Here is a 16,959-nt window from a genome sequence, read left to right on the forward strand (position 1 = left end):
GCCGGCCGCGCGGGGCCGGGCGGCGGCGCTGAGCCGACCGGGCGCCCCGGCGCCTGCGGGGGTCCGCTGGCGCCGGGGCCCGCAGGTTCCCGGCAGCACGGCCTGCATTAGTCTGCTGCGGTGACCAACGACAACTCCCCTCTCCCCCCTGTCCGGTGGGGCATCCTGGGCACCGGGGCGATCGCGCACCGGTTCATGGCCGGGCTGCGCGCCGTGCCCGAGGCCGAGGTGGTGGCGGTGGGCTCGCGCAGCCCCGAGACCGCCGACCGCTTCGCCGCCGCTTGGGACATCCCCCGCGTCCACGGCTCCTACGCCGACCTCGCCGCCGACGGCGGGGTCGACGTCGTCTACGTCGCCACCCCGCACAACGTCCACCACCAGGCCACCATGCTGTGCCTGGAAGCCGGCCGCCACGTACTGTGCGAGAAACCGCTGGCGGTCAACGCGGCCGAAGCCGCCGCCATGATCGACGCCGCCAAACGCAACGACCGGTTCCTCATGGAAGCCATGTGGACCCGGTTCGCCCCCGCCACCGCCAAGGTCCGCGAACTCGTCGCCGAGGGCGCCATCGGCGAGGTCCGCATGGTCTCGGCCGGTATCGGGGTCCGCACCGACTACGACCCCGCCCACCGGCTGTATGCGCCCGACCTCGCCGGCGGCGCCCTGCTGGACGTGGGTGTCTACCCCGTCGCCTTGGCGTCGATGTTCCTGGGCGAGTTCACCGACGTCCAGGCCCAGGCCACCAAGGCGCCCACGGGTGTGGACGCGCAGGTGGCGATGGCGGTGACCGGCAGCAGCGGCGCGCTGGCGCTGCTGGGGTGCTCGATCGAGTCGGCCCTGCCGCGCCGCGCCGACATCGTGGGCACCCACGGCAGCATCGGGCTGGCCGACTGGTTCTGCCCTACGGGGTTGGTGCTGCGCCGCGAGGGCGCCGAAGCCGAGGAGTTCTCCTTCCCCCACACCGCCAACGGGTTCGAGTACGAGGTGATGGAGGTGCACCGGCGCCTGGGTGAATCGGCCCGCGAGAGTCCGCTGATGCCCTGGCAGGAGAGTCTGCACATCGCCGAGGCCCTCGATGCGGTGCGCGCGCGCATCGCAGTGTCCTACCCGGGCGAGCAGCCCTAGCGCCCGCTGCACCCCCGCCCCGCCGGGTGCGCGGCCCGGTCGGGGCGGGTGCGGGGCCGGGTCAGGCTCCGGCGCGCAGGGGCAGCAGCAGCGCCGAGGCGTGCTGGGGGTCGTGCAGGATCGCCATGTCGTTGGCGCGCACGGCGGTGCCCAACTGGTCGCCGGTGCCCAGGTTGCGTTCGAAGCGCGGGTGGGCGCCGCCGGCGATGAGCACGCCGATGCGGTGGCCGCGCTCGAACCGGTGGGCCAGCGGCCACAGGTGCACCCGCGCCAACCGCTCGGTATCGGTGCCGGTGCCGACCTCGGGGTCGGTGCCGTCCAGCCGCACGATGCCGTCGCACACGTGGGTCCATGCGCCCCGGGGGCCGATGTCGCAGACCCGCACGAATATGTCGGCGTGGGGCAGGGCGGTGCGCACGTGCACCTCGGCGACCGCCTCGCCGACGGCTTCGAGGCCCTCGTCGAGTTCGGGGCCGGCAAAGGCCGCGGTGTCGGGGCGGTCCAGCAGCGGCCGACTGTCCTTGGGACCGCCGCCGTGCAGGGTGGGGCCGCCCACGGAGGGGGTCGGGTCGGCGGGGTCGTAGCGCAGCGGGGTGGGCGCGCACCGCGGCGGTTCGCGGCGGCCGAGTCCGCCGCCGGGCTGCAGGTGCAAGGCCGCGGGCGGGTGGCCGGGCGGCGGCCACTGCCCGTGCTCCTGCCAGCGGCCGGCGCCGCCCACCCACAGCCGCACCGGTGCCGCGGGCAGGCGGCCGTGCCCGCGCAGCGCATGGTCCAAGACGGCGAAGGCCTCGCTCATGTAGGTGCGGGTGAACAGCCCCCAGCCGTGGGTCCAGGGCCCGATCAGCAGCCGCACGTGGCGCTGGGCGCCGGCGGCGCCCGAGCGCAGCGCCGCGTCGCCGGCCAGCACACCGGGCAGGAACGGGTCGTGCCAGCCTCCGGACAGGTGCACGATCGGAGGCAGGTGGGCGGCGTTGGCGGTGTGGTCCATGGCCGCCCACAGCGGTGCGTCGCGGCGGCGGTGGCGGATCCAGTCCTGGAAGAAGTCGATGGTTTCGCCGGCGAGGACGCGGTCGGCGCCGGTGACCGGCAGGTGGTCGGTGGCGCGGGTGCCGCGCAGGGCGGCGGGCAGCAGTGCGGCGGCGCCGCGCAGCAGGGAGGGGTCGCGGCCGGTTTTGGCCGGGGCGCGGGTCTGCTGGGCCCAGCGCAGCCAGTCGTCCAGGGCCAAAACGCCGCCGGGGTACATGAAGGAGCCGACGTCGGGCGGTGCGTCCTGGATGAGTGCGGCGCGCCATTCGGCGACGGGTTCTGTGCCCATCTGCCACTGGGTGTAGCCGAGGAAACTGGCGCCCCAGGTGGCCAGTGCGCCGCTGAACCAGGGCCGGGTGCGCAGCCAGTCCATGATGGCCCGGGGTTCGTGTTCGTCCAGCAGCCATCCGGCGAAGCGGCCGCTGGATCCGGCGGTGCCGGAGGTGCCCACGACCAGGACCTGGTAGCCGCGTTTGGCGATGAGGCGGGCCATCCAGGTGGTGGCGCGGCGGCCGTAGGGGGTGCGCATGAGCACCAGGGGTGCGCGCGCGTCGTCGGCGGGGTGGTGGCGGTCGGCCAGCAGGCGCCCGCCGCCGGGCAGGGGGATGGCCAGGGCCCGCAGGGTGCGGATGCGCGGGCTGCGCACGGGCGGCAGGCCGGCCCGCCAGCCGTCGCGGCTGCTGAACAGGGACATGGCGGCTCCTGGGGTCGCGGGCGGGGCGGCGGCAAGGGGCGCGGGTACCCCCATTCACATCCTATACCCAATGTTCGGAATTTTCTGAACACTCAGATGATGGTGGCTAGTGCACCGCCGCCGTGTGCGCGCCGCACCCGTTCCCCGGTCCCCAGCCGCCGACCGGGCCCGGCACCGCACGGGGCGGGGCCGGTCGATTGCGGCGTTCGCCCCGTGTTGGGCAATGGGCAACCGGCCAGGGGAGTCACTGGGGGCGGGCGCGGGCGAAGGCGCGCAGCAGCGGCGCGCACAGCGCGGCGTTGTAGGCCACCCCCGCCAGCAGGTAGGGCCACACGTTTCCCCCTTCGGCGCTGACCCAGAAGATCTTGGCCGGCCAGTAGGAGGGCAGCAGGCCGAAGACCCACTCCCAGGTGCCGAAGAAGTAGGGCAGGACCGGCAGGCCCAGCAGCACGATGCCGGCCGCCCGCAGGATGGCCAGCCCTTCGACCTTGTTGCGGGCCACGGTGGCGATGGCCAGGCCCAGCAGTGCGCAGGTGAACCCGGCGCACAGTCCCGAGGCCAGTACTCCGCCCAGCTGCGACAGCGGCACCAGGCCGCTCACCCACACCATCACCGCGACGTAGCCGGTGTTGACGGCCACCACCAGTGCGGCGCGGTAGGCCGCCAGCAGCCACAGCGGCGCCGGGCTCACCCGCAGCGCGACCAGGGTGCCGGTCTCCTTCTCCTCCAGCAGCATCAGCCCGGTGATCGAGCCCAGGATCGCGATCGTGCCCAGCACCAGGAACAGCGACACGATCAGCGGGTAGTAGGGCACCAGGTCGAAGCCGTAGCGCTGCTGGAGCATGTCGGTCAGCGGCGGCACCGGGAAGCGCACGATGGCGCCGTAGACGAACGGGGCGATGACGAGCATGCGCAGCAGCGGGTCGCGGCGCAGCCCGATCAGGTCGTTGCGGCCGAATGCGGCCAGAGCGGCGCCCATCACTGCCCCTTCCCGGCGACGATGTGGCTGAAGAACACCCGCCGCGCCACCACCAGCAGCAGCGCGGTCCACACCAGCGGGTAGGCCACGGCATAGGCGTACTCCCAGGCCGCGGGAGAGGCCTGGCCGAAGGCCGCGCCGAACAGCAGCAGCGGGCCGTAGGTCGGCAGCACGTAGAACACCGGGTGCTCCCAGAGTCCGGAGAAGTCGATCAGCGGCGCCAGCAGCAGCGTCAGCCACATGCTGGAGGGGATGAGCCAGTCGCTGATGCCGGGATAGACGGCCGAGGTGGCGAAGCTGACCAGCAGGAACACCAGCGCGGCCAGGGCCGTGCCCACCAGTGCCCGGCCCAGGCCGAAGTCCAGCCCGTGCGCCGGGACCAGCACCAGCAGGCTCACCGCCAGGTTCAGCACGGTCAGGGTGATGAGCTTGGCGCTGATGTAGTGCCAGAACGTCAGCGGGGTGACCACCAGCGCATAGAGGGTGCGCTCGCCCTTCTCGAAGAACACCGACCCGGCGATGAAGAAGAACGCAACGATGGCCAGGTCGCCGATGAGGATGTAGGGGGCCGCGATCTCGCGGTAGTGCAGCGGCATGGGCAGCAGCACCGCCAGCCACACCGCGGCCGAAAACACCGCCGCGTAGACAAAACCGTAGCGCCGCTGCAGCCGCAACTCCAGCCGCACGGTGCCCGCCAGCGCCCTCATGCCAGGCTCCGCCCGGTGACCTCGACGAACACGTCGTTGAGGTTGGCCTCCTGGCTGTGCACCGACTCCACCCGCACCGAGCGCAGCAGCCGGTGCAGCTCGGCGTCGTCGGCCATCCCGTCCAAGGCGAACTCGGCCTCGGCCAGCGCGTCGTCCTCGCCGGTGCGGTAGCGCACCCGCACGCTGCGGCGGCTGCGCGCCAGCTTGAGCTCCTCGGGGGAGTCAAGCACGGCGATGCGCCCGTCGACGACGAAGGCCACCCGGTCGCACAATTCCTCGGCGGTGGCCATGTCGTGGGTGGTCAAAAAGACGGTGCGGCCCTGCTCGCTCAGCTCGGCGACCATGTCCTTGACCACGCGGGCGTTGCGCGGGTCCAGCCCGGAGGTGGGCTCGTCGAGGAAGACGAGGTCGGGCCGGTTGAGCAGGGCGCGCACGAACGTCAGCCGCGCCTGCATGCCCTTGGAGAAGCGGCCCACCCGCGTGTGGGCGTCATCGGCCAGGCCCACCCGCTCCAGCAGCGCGCCGGGGTCCTCGGTGGCCCCCGGGTACAGCGAGGCGAAAAAGTCGAGATTCTCGCGTGCGGTGAGCTTCTGGTAGTGGTTGGGCAGCTCGAAGGAGACGCCGATGTGCTCGTAGTAGGCGTTGCCCCACTCGGCCGGGGAACGCCCCCACACCGCCACGCTGCCGCGCGGGTTGGTGAGCAGGCCGGTGAGGATCTTCTGGGTGGTGGACTTGCCGGCCGCGCTGGGGCCGAGGAAGCCGAACACCTCGCCTTTGCGCACCGAGAACGTCATCTCGCGCACGGCGTCGCGGTCGGCTTTGGGGTAGCGGTAGGCGAGGCCGGCCACCTCGATGACCGGCGGCGCCGCGGTGCCATCGGCCGCGGGCCGGGCGTCGGGCCGGGTCATATGCACGGTGACCCGCCCGCGGGTGCGCCGGTGGTGGCGGCGGGCCGGGCACCTGCGCGGTGGCCGTGCAGGTGCCCGGGCGCCGCAGGGCGCAAAATCGGGTCCGTGGTCGGGTACAAGGCGGGCTCCTCAGGTGCGTGCGGAAACGCTTACGGCACGCAGCCTAGACCCCCCGACGCGAAGTTTCAATTAGTTTTGAATATTCCGTGATTCGCGATTCCTTGGTGCGCTCCCCGCCCCGCCGGCGCCCCGCCCACCACAGGCCGGGGCCGTCACTGCACACAGAACTCGTTGCCCTCCGGGTCGGCCATGACCACGTGCACGGTGCCGGGCTCATCCACGCGCGCCGGCACCGCGGCCCCCAGCCCCTCCAACCGCTCCACCTCAGCCTCGCGCTCGGGGCCCGCATGCAGGTCCACGTGCAGCCGGTTCTTCGCCGACTTGGGCTCGGGCACGGCCTGGAACAGCCACCGCCGGCCCTGGCCGATCCCCGTCGCGGCATCGACGGGATCGTCGGGATGGCGGATGGCGGCCAAGTCCCGCCACACCCGCCGCCCCTCGACCTCGGCCAGCACCTCCGCGCCGATCAGCCCATCGGCCAGCAGCCGCTCGATCAAGGCGCTGTTGTCCTCGGCAACATAGCCCAGTGCCCGGGCCCAGAACCCCGCCAAGGCGTTGGCCTCGGTGCAGTCGATGACGAGCTTCCAGTGCAGCGCCATGCACTCCCCATTCGCAACCGGATGGCACCGCCGGGCGCCCGGCCGCGATCACCGGCCCCGCGGTGTTGAACCACTGATGTCTACCGCCCGGCGCCGCCCGGCGCAACGGCCACACCCCCGCCCCTGCGGGACCGGGCAGGGCCGGCCCACCAAGCCCGCCCCGCCCCGCCGCGCCGCCGCTAACCGGGCCGTTGGGGCCCCGGCGGCGGAGACGCGGGACCCGCCGCGGGCGCCGGCTCTGCCGGTCCACCGCCGCCGGCCTCGCCGCCGGCCCGCGCATCCGGGTCGCGGACCATGCCTCGCTCGGTACCGGCGATGACCCGCGTGGCGGTCAGATCACCGGTCACATTGCACATGGTGCGCACCATGTCCAGCACCGCGTCGATACCGGCCACCAGCGCCACCGGCGCAAACGGCAGCCCCGCCTGCGACACCGCCAGCGACAGCATGATCAGCCCCGCACCGGGCACCCCGGCGGTACCGACCGAGGCCAGCACCCCCACCAGCACCACCATCACCAACTGGCTCAACGTCAACTCGACCCCGGCGACGTTGGCCACGAACACCGTGGCCGCACCCACATAGATCGCCGTACCGTCCATGTTGACGGTGGCCCCCAGCGGCAGCGTGAACCCGTAAACCCCCTCGTCGACGCCCATGCGCCGCGCCGCGCGGGTGGAGACCGGCAGGGTGCCGCTGCTGGAGCGCGTGGCAAAGGCCATCACCATCGGATCGCGGGCGGCGCTGAAGAAGCGCCCCAACCCGATGCGCAGCAGCGCCAGCACCGCGACATAGACCCCGATCTGCACGGCCACCCCGCCATAGACCACCCCGGTGAGCTTGGCCAGCGGCAGCAGCGCCTGGGGACCCGTCTCGGCCATCACCGCCGCGATCAGCGCGAACACGCCGATGGGCGAGTACTGCAGCACCCCCCGCACAACCAGGAACACCAGCTCCACGCCCGCGTCAACACCGCGGCGCAGCAACTCGCCCAACCCCCGGATGCGCTCCTCGCCGCTGCTGCGCATGAACGCCAGCGCGATCCCCGCCGCGATCGCCGCGAACATCACCGCCAGCACGTTGCCTTCGGCCAATGCGGCGAACGGGTTCTCCGGGATGATGCCCAGCAGCGTCTCGGTCACCGGCGGCGCCGGCTCGGGCCGCTCGCCGGCCTGGCCGGGCGAGCGCAGCCCGGTGCCGGGGGACACGGCCAGCGCCAGCACCAGCCCCACCGTGATCGCCACCGCCGAGGTGGCCAGGTAGAACACCAGCACCTTCAGCCCGATACCGCCCAACCGCGCCGGGGTGATCGCCGAAACGCCCGCGATGAGCGTGACCACCACCAGCGGCATCACCAGCATCTGCAGCAGCCGCAGGAACACCTCGCCCAGCGGCTGCAGCGCTGCGGCGGGCTCGCCGACGACCAGCCCCACGGCCGCGCCGGCCACCAGTCCGATCGCCAGCTTCCAGATCAGCGGGAAGTCGAGGTAGCGCCGCCACAGCGACCTCCTCTTCCTCGACGGCAGCTCGGCCATGTCACACGCGTCCTTTGCGTTGGGAACCCGGCGGCGGGGGCGCCGCCTTGCGTTGGTGACTTCCCGCCCCGGCGCGCACTGCCACACCGCGGGCGCGTATCGCTACCGACTTGACACCCCGCCCGCGCCACCGGCCCGGCCGGCCCGGGCGGCGCGGGTGCGGTGGGAGCGCATCTTGCGGCGGGCCCCGCAGATCAGCACGCTGCACCGACCGCCCGAGTTGGCGGGGGAGCGGTCGCGGAAAACCCACCGGCCCTCGCCGCTCATTCTTGCTGGTGGCGCTGAGCCTTGGCGCGGTTGCCGCAGGTGGCCATGGAGCACCAGCGTCGCCGGCGGGTGGGCGACGGATCGAGGAAGAGCCACGAGCATCGGCCGCAGACGTTGAGCTGAGCGCGCTGGTCACTGGCAAGAAGCCTCGCCGCGGCCAGCGCCAGCCGTCGCGACAGGAGCCGCGCTCCGGCGGCGGTGACGTCGACGACCCACGCCGGGTGGGTGCGGAAGTACTCGGATGGTTCGGCCTCGCGGTAGGCCGTTGCGATGTCCGAGTGGACCCGCTGCCGGACTCCGGCGTCCAACCCGGTGCCCTGCACACCGGCAAGCAGGAACGCGTGCAGGGCCTCCCGCTGCTCGCGCAACTCTTCCAGTGCCTGCTCCGCCTCGGCGGGATCATGGTCGGCTCGGGCCACCAGCCGGTCCCGCTCGGCCTGGTCGAGGACCCCGACCGCGTGCGCCCACTCGAGAGCGTCCACGAACCGGTGCAAGCGCTCGGAGTCGCGGGCCTTCGTGCGGCCGCCGGCGGTGTTGACGAAGTCGAGTACGGGATCGCCGCCGACAAAGGACGCGTTGGACCACGTCCTCATCGGCTCCTCCTCGGGGTAGCGGCCGGGTTGACAGTGCGCGGCATAGCCCCAATGCTAGCGAACTAACCGAACTACGACAAAAAGAGGTTAGTTACCGTGGAAACATCCGACGCCACCGACTGGGACCTGCCCGAAACGTTCGACTTCCACGGCCAAGAGGTCCGCTACGGGACAATGGGCACGGGAGAACCGATGGTCCTGTTGCACGGCACCCCGTTTTCCTCGGTGGTGTGGCGGCGCATCGCACCACACCTCGCCGCCCACCGCCGGGTCTACTACTTCGACCTGCTCGGCTACGGCCGCTCCCACCAGCAGCACGGCCAGGACGTCTCCCTGGGTATCCAGAACCAACTGTTCGCCGCCCTGCTCGACCACTGGGAAATCGACCGACCCGACGTCGTCGCCCACGACTTCGGGGGCACGACCGCTCTGCGCACGCACCTGCTCGACCGGCGGGACTACCGCACCCTGACACTGATCGACCCTGTCGCACTAAGCCCGCACGGTTCCGCGCTCGTACAGACCTCCCGCCGGCACCCCGACGCATTCATCGAGTTGCCCGGCTACATCCACGAAGCGATCCTGCGCGCCTACATCGCCGGCGCCGTACACCGCACGCTCTCCGAGCAGGAGATGCGCCGCTACCTTCAGCCGTGGCTCGGGGAGGTCGGCCAGCCCGCGTTCTACCGCCAGATCGCCCAGATGGACGACCGGCACACCGACGAGATCCAAGACCGCTACACCGAGATCCGCTGCCCTGTGGCGATCCTCTGGGGCGAGAACGACACCTGGGTCCCCATCGACAAGGGGCGCCGCCTCGCCGACCGGATTCCCCACGCGACCTTCCAGACCGTCGCCGAGGCCAGTCACCTGCTCCTCGAAGACAGCCCCGAAACCGTCGTCGCCGCAGCCCTCAACGCCATCGGCCAACCGAGCGCCACCTCAGCGGCCAGGGCTGATTGCTAACCGGCAGAACCGCCGCCGACGCATGGCCCGCAAAGCTCACCCGCCGGCCGACTCCTGCTCCGGCTCCGGCTCCCGTTGCGGCTGCGATCGGGGATGGGGCTGCTGGGAGGCCGCGGCGGGCCGCGGGCGGGCGCGGGCCCGCTGCAGGCGCGCGCGCAGCGCCCGCCGCGCCAGCGGCCCCAACTCCTCCACGACCGCAACCGCCTCGCCCAACTGCTCCAACGAGGCAAACGCCCGGTCGGCGCCCGCCGAATCGGCGCCCTCGTACAGCTCCAACCCCACAAACCCCGCGGCCATCGCCCGCGCCAAACCGCCCACGTCGACCAGCCCGCCCATCGGACCGCGCTCGATCACCCGCTCCAGCACGGCCTCCAACTCCGCGATCCACAACTCCAGCCCGGCCGCGGTGGCCTCGGCCAGGCGCGGATTGGACTGGGCCCCGGCCAGCAACTGGCCCAACGTGGCCACATGCCCGGCCGCACGCTCCTCGGCATGGACCACCCGCCCCAACTCCGCCAGCTCATCAAGGCTCTGCACGGCGGCGAAACGCTCGCGGTGGTGCTCGACCCGCTGCTGGGCGCCGAAACGGCACGCCTCGGCCAGCAGGTCATCGACCGTGCCGAAGTGGTAGAACACCAACCCCTGGTTGACCCCGGCGGTCGCGGCGATGGTGCGCGCCGAAGTGTGGGCGATACCGTTGGCAACCAGGGTCTGCAACGCCCCGGAAAGCAGCCGCGTGCGGGTGTCCTGGCTCATGGGCCGCACTATACGCGCCGCTCCTCGCGCCGCGGGCGCACCCGGGCCCGCCCCATTTCGGCCGCATCGGTATACGAGGCGCGGAACCAGCCCTCATAGCCGAACAGCGGCCCCACCACCGGGTTGTCCACCCGCACACTGATGCCAAAGCACCCCTGCGCCGGATCGTAGGACTCGCGCACCCGCGCCCGGCCCGACACCGCCCCCGGCACACCCGCATCCACCGGGCCTTCCCGCAGCCGCACCGGCCCCGACTCGATCACCAGGGCGCCCTCCTCGTCGGCGCGCGCGTGCAGATCGGTGGCCAGATGCTGGTGGGTGCCCAGGTAGTCGACGATGCAGCCGCGCTGGGAACTGTAGACCATCGTGGCGTCGAAGCGCCGCAGCCGGCGCGCAAACGCAAAGGTGCGGGCGAAGGTCAGGGCCTCGCGGCCGAAGGAGTCGCGGTAGGGGACGTTCTCGATGGTGAAGCCCACGTTCTCGCCCGCCTCGGGCACCAGGATGTTGCGCAGGGCCCCCACCGCAAGAAACGGCCGGATCCACCCGGGCCCGTGCCAAATACGGTGCATGACGCCGCGGCCGACACACGCCCGGCCATCGGCCAACCCCACCGAGAAGCGCCGCTGCAACTGCGGATGCAACCGGTCGAAGTCGGAACCCATCGCACGGACGAACAACGGGGGAGCGGGCGCGCTACTCACCGCCCACCCCCGCGGCGGCGGGAACCGCCGGCGCAGCCGCAGACGCACCCGGGCGGCGCCGGCAGCGGCGCGCCGCGGGCACCCCCGGCGCCGGAGGCAGCGCCACCGCAGCAACGGCCACCACCGGCAGCATCCAGGCCGGCAGGGCCGGCGCCGCGGCCGCCACCACCGCCACCCGGGCGGCGGCCTCGGCCAGTGCCAGGTTGCGCAACCGCTCGGGAGCGGTACCGCGTTCGCACCACAGCCGCAGCCGGTCGAAGGACCAAGCAGTGGCCCAACCCATCAACGGGGCCACCACCCACGCATCGGCGACGCGCCCGGCCCGGCCCCAGCGCGGCCGGTAGTGGTAGCCGGTGGCGAAGTCGACGCCGCCGGGGACCGGGGTGTAGCGCCAGTGGCCGGCACCCTCGGCGATGGGGCTCAACGGATGCGCCGAGCCGAAGCGCAGCGCCGAGGTGCGCACGCCGTCGGCGCGGGTGCGCTCGGCGGCGGTGGTGCCGGTGCCGGCGATGGTCAGCCCGGGTAGCAGGCGCGTGGCGTAGCAGAAGTGCTGGGCGCCGTCGTCGCCGCCGTCCAGGCCGGTGATGGAGGTGAAGCGCAGGTCCCAGCGCTGGTGTTGGCCGGGGTCGCGGGTGCGCCGCCAGACCGTCTCCGGCCCTGCGGCGATGGTGGTGGCGATGTAGAGGGAACGGGGCACAGCCGGCCTCCCGGAACGGGGTTTGAGCGGACGCTCAATTCAGCGTAAAGCCTTTTGAGCGTCCGCTCAAGACGGCGGCCCCAACCACCTCACAAACCGTTGGCGGCCATCCACTCCGGATCGGGTTCGGTCAACTGCAGCACCTCCACCACCACCCCCTCGGGACCGAGCACCTGGCAGCGCCGCTGCCCCCACGGCTCAGTGACCACCTCCCGCGCGAACTCGACCCCTTCGCCGCGCAGGCGGCGCGCCTCGGCATCGACATCCTCGACGAGAAAGGCCACCATCGCCCCGGACACCCCGCGCCCGCGGATCGCCTCGGGCCACGACTCGTGGTCGCGCTGCACGAAGTCCAGGCTCACCGCCGCCAGATCGGCCGAGACGGTGTTGACGTACCAGCCGATGTCGGCGGTGACCTCGAACCCGAAATGCTCGGCGAACCACCGCGCACACCCGGTCGGATCAACCACCGACAGCGCGAAACCGACATGGCTCTTGGCCTGCATACACGCCCCTTTTCGGATCGGCTTCCTCCGACGCGGCCGACAACGACCATCGGAAACCACTACGCGGAAAGTACTATAGATGGAGTACTACAGCCATCGGTTTTTCCTGGAGCACCCACCATGGCCCGGACCAACACACCCCGCCGCAAGGCACTCCTCGACGCCGCCATCGACGTCCTCGCCGCACACGGCGCACGCGGACTGACCTTCCGCGCCCTCGACACCGCCGCCGCCGTGCCCCCCGGAACCGCCTCCAACTACTTCCCCGACCGCGACACCCTGCTCGCCCAAGCCGGCGCCCACATCCACCAGCGCCTGGCCCCCGCCCCCGAACGCATGGCCCAACTGACCGCACCCGCCCCCACCCGCCACGCGGTACGCACCGCCATGCACGACCTCTTCGACCGCGTCACCAACGACCCCGCTGGCTACCTCGCCCTGCTGGAACTGCGCCTGGAAGGAACCCGCCGCCCCGAGGTCCGCCACGCCCTGACAGCGGCCATCGCAGACGGCGTCACCGGCAACATCGACTTCCACGTCCACGGCGGCTACCCCGGCGGGCGCCGCAGCGCCATCGCCCTCTACCTGGCCATGAGCGGACTGATCACCGAACACCTCACCCTGCCCGAGGCCTGGCAGGAGACCGGCTTCCCCCGGATCATCGACGACCTCGTCGACACCGTCCTGCCCGAAACCGAGTGACCCCGGGGCGAGCCGCCCCCGGCACCCGCGAGCCCGCGCCCGGCTCTCAGGACGGCTGCACCTCGTCGAACAGCGCCAAGGCCTGGGAAGGATCCGGACTCACCAGGCGCGCCAACCCCTCGGCCGTGATCGCCGCCCACTCACCGGCCCGTGCCCACATCCGTTCCTCGAAAGCGCGCACGGCCCCGTCCAGATCCCCCGAGCCCGAAGCCGCGGCAACGGACTCGGCCAGCTCGGCGCCTTCCAACATCGCCAGGTTGGCGCCCACCCCCAACGGCGGCATCAGGTGGGCGGCATCGCCCAGCAGCGTCACCCCGCCGACGTGATCCCACGCATGGGACACGGGAAGTGCGTAAAGGGGGCGGTGCACAAAATCCGTGCCGTGGCGCAGCAGGTCGAGAACCGGAGCGGCCCACCCCTCGAACAGCGCCAGCAACCCCGCCCGCACGGCCTCAGCACCACCCGGGCCCCCGGCCCCCCGCCCATCCGCCGGTGCCGCCTGCCAGTCCAACGGCACACGCACCTGCGCGTAGACCTTGACGTGCCCACCGCTGTTGCGCTGGGCGACCAGCGCGCGGTTCACGCCGTAGACCCCAACCGAACCGTCGCCGACCAACCGGGCAAGACCCGGGTGTCGGCTGTCGACGTCGTCCAGCGAGGTCTCGACCAAGGTGACACCGGTGTACTGCGGCGCCGCCGACGACACCGCCGCACGGACCCGGGACCAGGCACCGTCCGCGCCGACCACCAGGTCGAACGCCTCCTGGCGCCCATCGGCGAACCGAACCAGCACACCATCCCCGGACCCCGGCACCACCTCGGCCGCAGCCCGCCCCCACTGCACATCCACCGGACCGAGCAGCAGATCACGGAGCTGCCCGCGGTCGATCTCGGGATTGGCCGCCTCATCCGCACCCGGGCGCGGCCGCCAATCGCGCAAGACGGACCCATCCACGTCCAGAATCCGCATGGCCTGGCCCTCCGGCCGGGACAGTTCCCAAAACCCGGCCAGCACCCCCGCCTTCTCCAACGCCAACTGGCCCAACCCCGCGTGCAGATCCAGCGTGCCGCCCGCGGGACGGGCATCGCGGGCGGAATCGCGCTCGAAGACTGCGACAGGGTGACCATGGCGGTGCAGGACGCGGGCAAAGGCAAGGCCGGCGGGGCCACTACCGATCACGGCGATACGAGGTCTCATGCCGATACAACGTAGGGCCCCTCACCAAGCCCGCACCAGTGGCCCGGCAGACCATTCGCCCGCCCCGCACACCGCACCGGGACCGGAATGCAGGGCTCGCGGACCTTATCCGCGCACCCGCGCCAGCCGGCCGCGCAGCTCCTCGGTATCGGCCACAAACCACAGCTGGCGGCCCCGGTCGCTCTCGCGCACGAAAGCCCCCAGCGGCTCCGAAACCGCCACTTCGCCCGACACGTCGCCGACCACCGCCAACCCCACTCCGTACTGCGCGAACTTCTGCACAACACCACCCGCCACACCGCTGCGCAGCTCGAAAAAACCCGCACCGAGCCGCTGCACCGGCAGCGCCACCCACATCGCGCCGCGCCACGCCGCCGCCCCGATCAGATCGGTGGCGTCGCGCTCACCGGCCACCGGCCCGCCCTGCGGCGCGCACACCAGGACGGGCACGCCGGACAGGTACTCAAGGGTGTCCTCCACGCCGCCTCCACCTTTCACACGAACTTGCACACGCGAGCACCGCAGCGATCACGGCACGACCGGCGCGGGGGAGCGGCCGACCCAATGCGCACACCACCAACCTCCCCACACTGCACCAGAACTCCCTAAAATACTTCAAACGAACACTAATAAGGAATCATAAGGAAACAAGCACGATTACACGGCACCCAACCGCGCCTGCGGCAACCCGCCCGCACCGCCACCCGCACAACACCCCCGCACCCCCGCCACCCTGGCCAAACACCACCAACCCCGGATGCTTGACTAGCCCCCATGACCCAAACGCCCTACACCACCAGCACCGCATTCCTCGAAGCCCTCACCGAAACCGGCGTCCAATACGTCTTCGCCAACCTCGGCAGCGACCACCCCGGCATCGTCGAGGCCTACGCCCACGCCCGCGCCAACGGCGACGCCCACCGCTTCCCCCAAATGATCATCTGCCCCCACGAAAGCGTCGCCTTCTCCGCCGCCCAGGGCTACGCACAACTCACCGGACGCCCCCAAGCCGTCATCGTCCACGTCGAATGCGGCACCCAGAACATCGGCGGCATGCTCCACAACGCCACCAAAGGACGCACACCCGTCCTCGTCTTCGCCGGCGCCTCACCCGCCACCCAGTACGGCGAACACACCGGCAGCCGCAACGAATTCATCCAGTGGATCCAAGACGTCCACGACCAACGCGGCATCGTCCGCGGCTACACCAAATACGACAACGAAATCCGCACCGGCGCCAACGTCAAACAACTCGTCCACCGCGCCATGCAGATCGCCTCCAGCCAACCCGCCGGCCCCGTCTACCTCGTCGGCGCCCGCGAAGTCATGGAACAGCACCTCGACCCCGCCCACGCCGACAACCCCCAGTACCACCTCCGCCGCACCACCCCCATCGCCCCCGCCGCCCTCGACCCCCACACCACCGACACCATCACCCGCGCCCTCACGCAGGCCGACAACCCCCTGATCGTCACCTCCTACCTCGGCCGCGACCCGCGCGCCGTCACCCAACTCGTCCGCCTGGCCGACCAACTCGCCATCCCTGTGCTCGAATCGGTCCCCATGCGGCTCAACTTCCCCGCCGACCACCCCCTCCACGCCGGCTACCAGTGGAACACCCAGGAACCCAACCCCGTCCTCGCCCGAGCCGACACCATCCTCGCCATCGACACCGACGTCCCCTGGATCCCACTCAGCAACCCGCCCCACCCCGACGCCCGCATCTTCGTCATCGACACCGACCCCCTCAAAGAGCAGATGCCGCTGTGGCACGTGCCCGCCGAGACCTTCTCCCGCGCCGACGCCCGCACCGCCCTCGACCAGATCTGCACCCGCATCGACGACCTCGATGACGCCGCAGCACCCGACACCGAAACCACCCGGCAGCGCCGCACCCGCCTGGCCGCCGAACACGACGAGCGCCGCCAGGACACCAGCCGGCGCGAACAGCCCGAGCCCGAGACCATCACCCCCCAGTCCCTCGTCGCCCAACTGCGGGACCTGCTCGCCACCCTCGACGACGACACCATCGTCCTCACCGAAGCCATCTCCAACTACCAGACCGTCAACGAGCACCTGCGCGCCACCCGCCCCAACAGCCTCATCGGCTCCGGCGGCGGCTCCCTGGGCTGGCACGCCGGCGCCGCCATCGGCGCCAAACTCGCCCACCCCGCCAGCCTCGTCATCAGCCTCGTCGGCGACGGCAGCTTCCTCTTCGGCGTGCCCTCCTCCACCTACTGGGTCGCGCGCCGCTACAACGCGCCCACGCTCACCGTCATCTTCGACAACCGCGGCTGGAAATCGCCCAAGCTCTCCACCCTGGGCGTACACCCCGGCGGCGCCGCGGCCACCAACGACGACTTCAACACCGGCTTCGACCCCGAAGCCGACCTGCCCGGCATCGCCCAAGCAGCCGGAGGCGCCTGGGGCCGCACCATCGACCACCCCGACCAGGTCGCCGACACCCTCAAAGAAGCCATCGAGGCCGTCCGCGGCGGCCAACCGGCCGTGGTCAGCGTGCACGTGCCCAAGGTCTGACCACCGCCGGTGCTCCGCCGCGACCGTCGGCCCCGGCGGTATTCCCGCGGTCGCCGGCATGACCGCGGCCCGGCGGTCGCGGCGGAGCGCGGGGGAGCGGTGCCCGTTGCCCCCGGCCGCGACCGCCGGAAACGCCGGAAACGCTGGAAACGCTGGAAACGCAGCCGAGCCCACCGCTGCACAGCCCAGGGCACTGCACTGGCCTGCGCCGGCACAGTGCTGGGGGAGTCGCGTGCCGAGGCCGCCGGCGCCCGTGCGGGAACGGGCGGTTGGGCCACAGCGGTCGGGCAGATCGTGCCGAGAGCCGGCGCTCGACACACCTCAGGGGAGGGCTTGGGGTGA

At 71.9% G+C, this 16,959-nt stretch carries 18 protein-coding genes; 4 read left to right on the forward strand and 14 right to left on the reverse strand.

The window, feature by feature from the left end; genetic code table 11:
• Nucleotides 1-120 precede the first annotated feature (120 nt).
• Nucleotides 121-1,125 (forward strand): Gfo/Idh/MocA family protein, encoded by a 1,005-nt coding sequence (locus tag ACYVD5_RS13175; protein WP_461001298.1) that lies wholly within the window; start codon nt 121-123, stop codon nt 1,123-1,125.
• Between the two features lie 61 nt (nt 1,126-1,186).
• On the opposite strand, the gene ACYVD5_RS13180 is transcribed toward ACYVD5_RS13175, so the two are convergent.
• The 8 genes from ACYVD5_RS13180 to ACYVD5_RS13215 all read right to left on the reverse strand — a co-directional run bounded on the left by ACYVD5_RS13180 (nt 1,187) and on the right by ACYVD5_RS13215 (nt 8,553).
• The gene (locus ACYVD5_RS13180; RefSeq protein ID WP_461001299.1) at nt 1,187-2,845 is read right to left on the reverse strand and encodes a CocE/NonD family hydrolase; all 1,659 of its coding nucleotides are present in this window, start codon (nt 2,843-2,845) and stop codon (nt 1,187-1,189) included.
• 244 nt (nt 2,846-3,089) lie between these two features.
• Nucleotides 3,090-3,824: an ABC transporter permease gene (locus ACYVD5_RS13185; RefSeq protein ID WP_461001300.1), complete on the reverse strand. Its 735-nt coding sequence runs from the start codon at nt 3,822-3,824 to the stop codon at nt 3,090-3,092.
• Nucleotides 3,824-4,531, reverse strand: coding sequence for a fluoroquinolone export ABC transporter permease subunit (locus tag ACYVD5_RS13190; protein WP_461001301.1), 708 nt, complete (start codon nt 4,529-4,531; stop codon nt 3,824-3,826). The genes ACYVD5_RS13185 and ACYVD5_RS13190 overlap by 1 nt, the downstream gene beginning before the upstream one ends.
• Nucleotides 4,528-5,439 (reverse strand): ABC transporter ATP-binding protein, encoded by a 912-nt coding sequence (locus tag ACYVD5_RS13195; protein WP_461001302.1) that lies wholly within the window; start codon nt 5,437-5,439, stop codon nt 4,528-4,530. The genes ACYVD5_RS13190 and ACYVD5_RS13195 overlap by 4 nt, the downstream gene beginning before the upstream one ends.
• 272 nt (nt 5,440-5,711) lie before the next feature.
• Entirely contained in the window at nt 5,712-6,158 is a 447-nt protein-coding gene (locus ACYVD5_RS13200; RefSeq protein WP_461001303.1) for a VOC family protein, read from the reverse strand.
• 179 nt (nt 6,159-6,337) lie between these two features.
• Nucleotides 6,338-7,693 (reverse strand): dicarboxylate/amino acid:cation symporter, encoded by a 1,356-nt coding sequence (locus ACYVD5_RS13205; RefSeq protein ID WP_461001304.1) that lies wholly within the window; start codon nt 7,691-7,693, stop codon nt 6,338-6,340.
• Nucleotides 7,694-7,795: 102 nt separating this feature from the next.
• Nucleotides 7,796-8,062: a CGNR zinc finger domain-containing protein gene (locus tag ACYVD5_RS13210; RefSeq protein WP_461001305.1), complete on the reverse strand. Its 267-nt coding sequence runs from the start codon at nt 8,060-8,062 to the stop codon at nt 7,796-7,798.
• On the reverse strand, nt 7,957-8,553 hold the full coding sequence (locus ACYVD5_RS13215; RefSeq protein ID WP_461001306.1) for a CGNR zinc finger domain-containing protein: 597 nt from the start codon (nt 8,551-8,553) through the stop codon (nt 7,957-7,959). The genes ACYVD5_RS13210 and ACYVD5_RS13215 overlap by 106 nt, the downstream gene beginning before the upstream one ends.
• A gap of 96 nt (nt 8,554-8,649) precedes the next feature.
• Between ACYVD5_RS13215 and ACYVD5_RS13220 the strand changes: the two genes are divergently transcribed.
• Entirely contained in the window at nt 8,650-9,519 is an 870-nt protein-coding gene (locus ACYVD5_RS13220) for an alpha/beta fold hydrolase (RefSeq protein WP_461001307.1), read from the forward strand.
• A 36-nt stretch (nt 9,520-9,555) separates the two neighbouring features.
• Here the strand turns inward: ACYVD5_RS13220 and ACYVD5_RS13225 are convergent, their stop codons facing one another.
• From ACYVD5_RS13225 to ACYVD5_RS13240, 4 genes are all read right to left on the reverse strand, one after another.
• On the reverse strand, nt 9,556-10,275 hold the full coding sequence (locus ACYVD5_RS13225) for a TetR/AcrR family transcriptional regulator (protein ID WP_461001308.1): 720 nt from the start codon (nt 10,273-10,275) through the stop codon (nt 9,556-9,558).
• A gap of 8 nt (nt 10,276-10,283) precedes the next feature.
• Nucleotides 10,284-10,976, reverse strand: a complete 693-nt coding sequence (locus ACYVD5_RS13230; RefSeq protein WP_461001309.1) for a DUF4166 domain-containing protein — start codon at nt 10,974-10,976, stop codon at nt 10,284-10,286.
• Entirely contained in the window at nt 10,969-11,673 is a 705-nt protein-coding gene (locus tag ACYVD5_RS13235; protein ID WP_461001310.1) for an SRPBCC family protein, read from the reverse strand. Before ACYVD5_RS13235 ends, ACYVD5_RS13230 begins: the two co-directional genes overlap by 8 nt.
• Nucleotides 11,674-11,762: 89 nt before the next feature.
• The gene (locus ACYVD5_RS13240; RefSeq protein WP_461001311.1) at nt 11,763-12,179 is read right to left on the reverse strand and encodes a VOC family protein; all 417 of its coding nucleotides are present in this window, start codon (nt 12,177-12,179) and stop codon (nt 11,763-11,765) included.
• 120 nt (nt 12,180-12,299) lie between these two features.
• Here ACYVD5_RS13240 and ACYVD5_RS13245 point away from each other — a divergent pair, with 120 nt between their 5' ends.
• Complete coding sequence (locus ACYVD5_RS13245; protein WP_461001312.1) at nt 12,300-12,881, forward strand: TetR/AcrR family transcriptional regulator; 582 nt, start codon at nt 12,300-12,302, stop codon at nt 12,879-12,881.
• Between the two features lie 46 nt (nt 12,882-12,927).
• Here the strand turns inward: ACYVD5_RS13245 and ACYVD5_RS13250 are convergent, their stop codons facing one another.
• Both ACYVD5_RS13250 and ACYVD5_RS13255 read right to left on the reverse strand, forming a co-directional pair.
• A complete protein-coding gene (locus tag ACYVD5_RS13250; RefSeq protein WP_461001313.1) occupies nt 12,928-14,079 on the reverse strand; it encodes an FAD-dependent oxidoreductase in 1,152 nt (383 codons plus the stop codon).
• A 105-nt stretch (nt 14,080-14,184) separates the two neighbouring features.
• The gene (locus ACYVD5_RS13255; RefSeq protein WP_461001314.1) at nt 14,185-14,559 is read right to left on the reverse strand and encodes a DUF4180 domain-containing protein; all 375 of its coding nucleotides are present in this window, start codon (nt 14,557-14,559) and stop codon (nt 14,185-14,187) included.
• Nucleotides 14,560-14,853: 294 nt separating this feature from the next.
• Between ACYVD5_RS13255 and ACYVD5_RS13260 the strand changes: the two genes are divergently transcribed.
• Nucleotides 14,854-16,617, forward strand: coding sequence for a thiamine pyrophosphate-requiring protein (locus ACYVD5_RS13260; protein ID WP_461001315.1), 1,764 nt, complete (start codon nt 14,854-14,856; stop codon nt 16,615-16,617).
• The last annotated feature ends 342 nt before the right edge of the window (nt 16,618-16,959 follow it).

This window comes from Streptomonospora sediminis (assembly GCF_054778995.1).

Excerpts from the sequence above, each read along its gene's own strand:
- ACYVD5_RS13195 (WP_461001302.1), bottom strand. The coding sequence starts at position 5,439 with ATGACCCGGCCCGACGCCCGGCCCGCGGCCGATGGCACCGCGGCGCCG.
- ACYVD5_RS13260 (WP_461001315.1), top strand. The coding sequence starts at position 14,854 with ATGACCCAAACGCCCTACACCACCAGCACCGCATTCCTCGAAGCCCTC.
- ACYVD5_RS13205 (WP_461001304.1), bottom strand. The coding sequence starts at position 7,693 with ATGGCCGAGCTGCCGTCGAGGAAGAGGAGGTCGCTGTGGCGGCGCTAC.
- ACYVD5_RS13210 (WP_461001305.1), bottom strand. The coding sequence starts at position 8,062 with ATGCTCGTGGCTCTTCCTCGATCCGTCGCCCACCCGCCGGCGACGCTG.
- ACYVD5_RS13225 (WP_461001308.1), bottom strand. The coding sequence starts at position 10,275 with ATGAGCCAGGACACCCGCACGCGGCTGCTTTCCGGGGCGTTGCAGACC.
- ACYVD5_RS13180 (WP_461001299.1), bottom strand. The coding sequence starts at position 2,845 with ATGTCCCTGTTCAGCAGCCGCGACGGCTGGCGGGCCGGCCTGCCGCCC.
- ACYVD5_RS13240 (WP_461001311.1), bottom strand. The coding sequence starts at position 12,179 with ATGCAGGCCAAGAGCCATGTCGGTTTCGCGCTGTCGGTGGTTGATCCG.
- ACYVD5_RS13215 (WP_461001306.1), bottom strand. The coding sequence starts at position 8,553 with ATGAGGACGTGGTCCAACGCGTCCTTTGTCGGCGGCGATCCCGTACTC.
- ACYVD5_RS13200 (WP_461001303.1), bottom strand. The coding sequence starts at position 6,158 with ATGGCGCTGCACTGGAAGCTCGTCATCGACTGCACCGAGGCCAACGCC.
- ACYVD5_RS13190 (WP_461001301.1), bottom strand. The coding sequence starts at position 4,531 with ATGAGGGCGCTGGCGGGCACCGTGCGGCTGGAGTTGCGGCTGCAGCGG.
- ACYVD5_RS13250 (WP_461001313.1), bottom strand. The coding sequence starts at position 14,079 with ATGAGACCTCGTATCGCCGTGATCGGTAGTGGCCCCGCCGGCCTTGCC.
- ACYVD5_RS13245 (WP_461001312.1), top strand. The coding sequence starts at position 12,300 with ATGGCCCGGACCAACACACCCCGCCGCAAGGCACTCCTCGACGCCGCC.
- ACYVD5_RS13185 (WP_461001300.1), bottom strand. The coding sequence starts at position 3,824 with ATGGGCGCCGCTCTGGCCGCATTCGGCCGCAACGACCTGATCGGGCTG.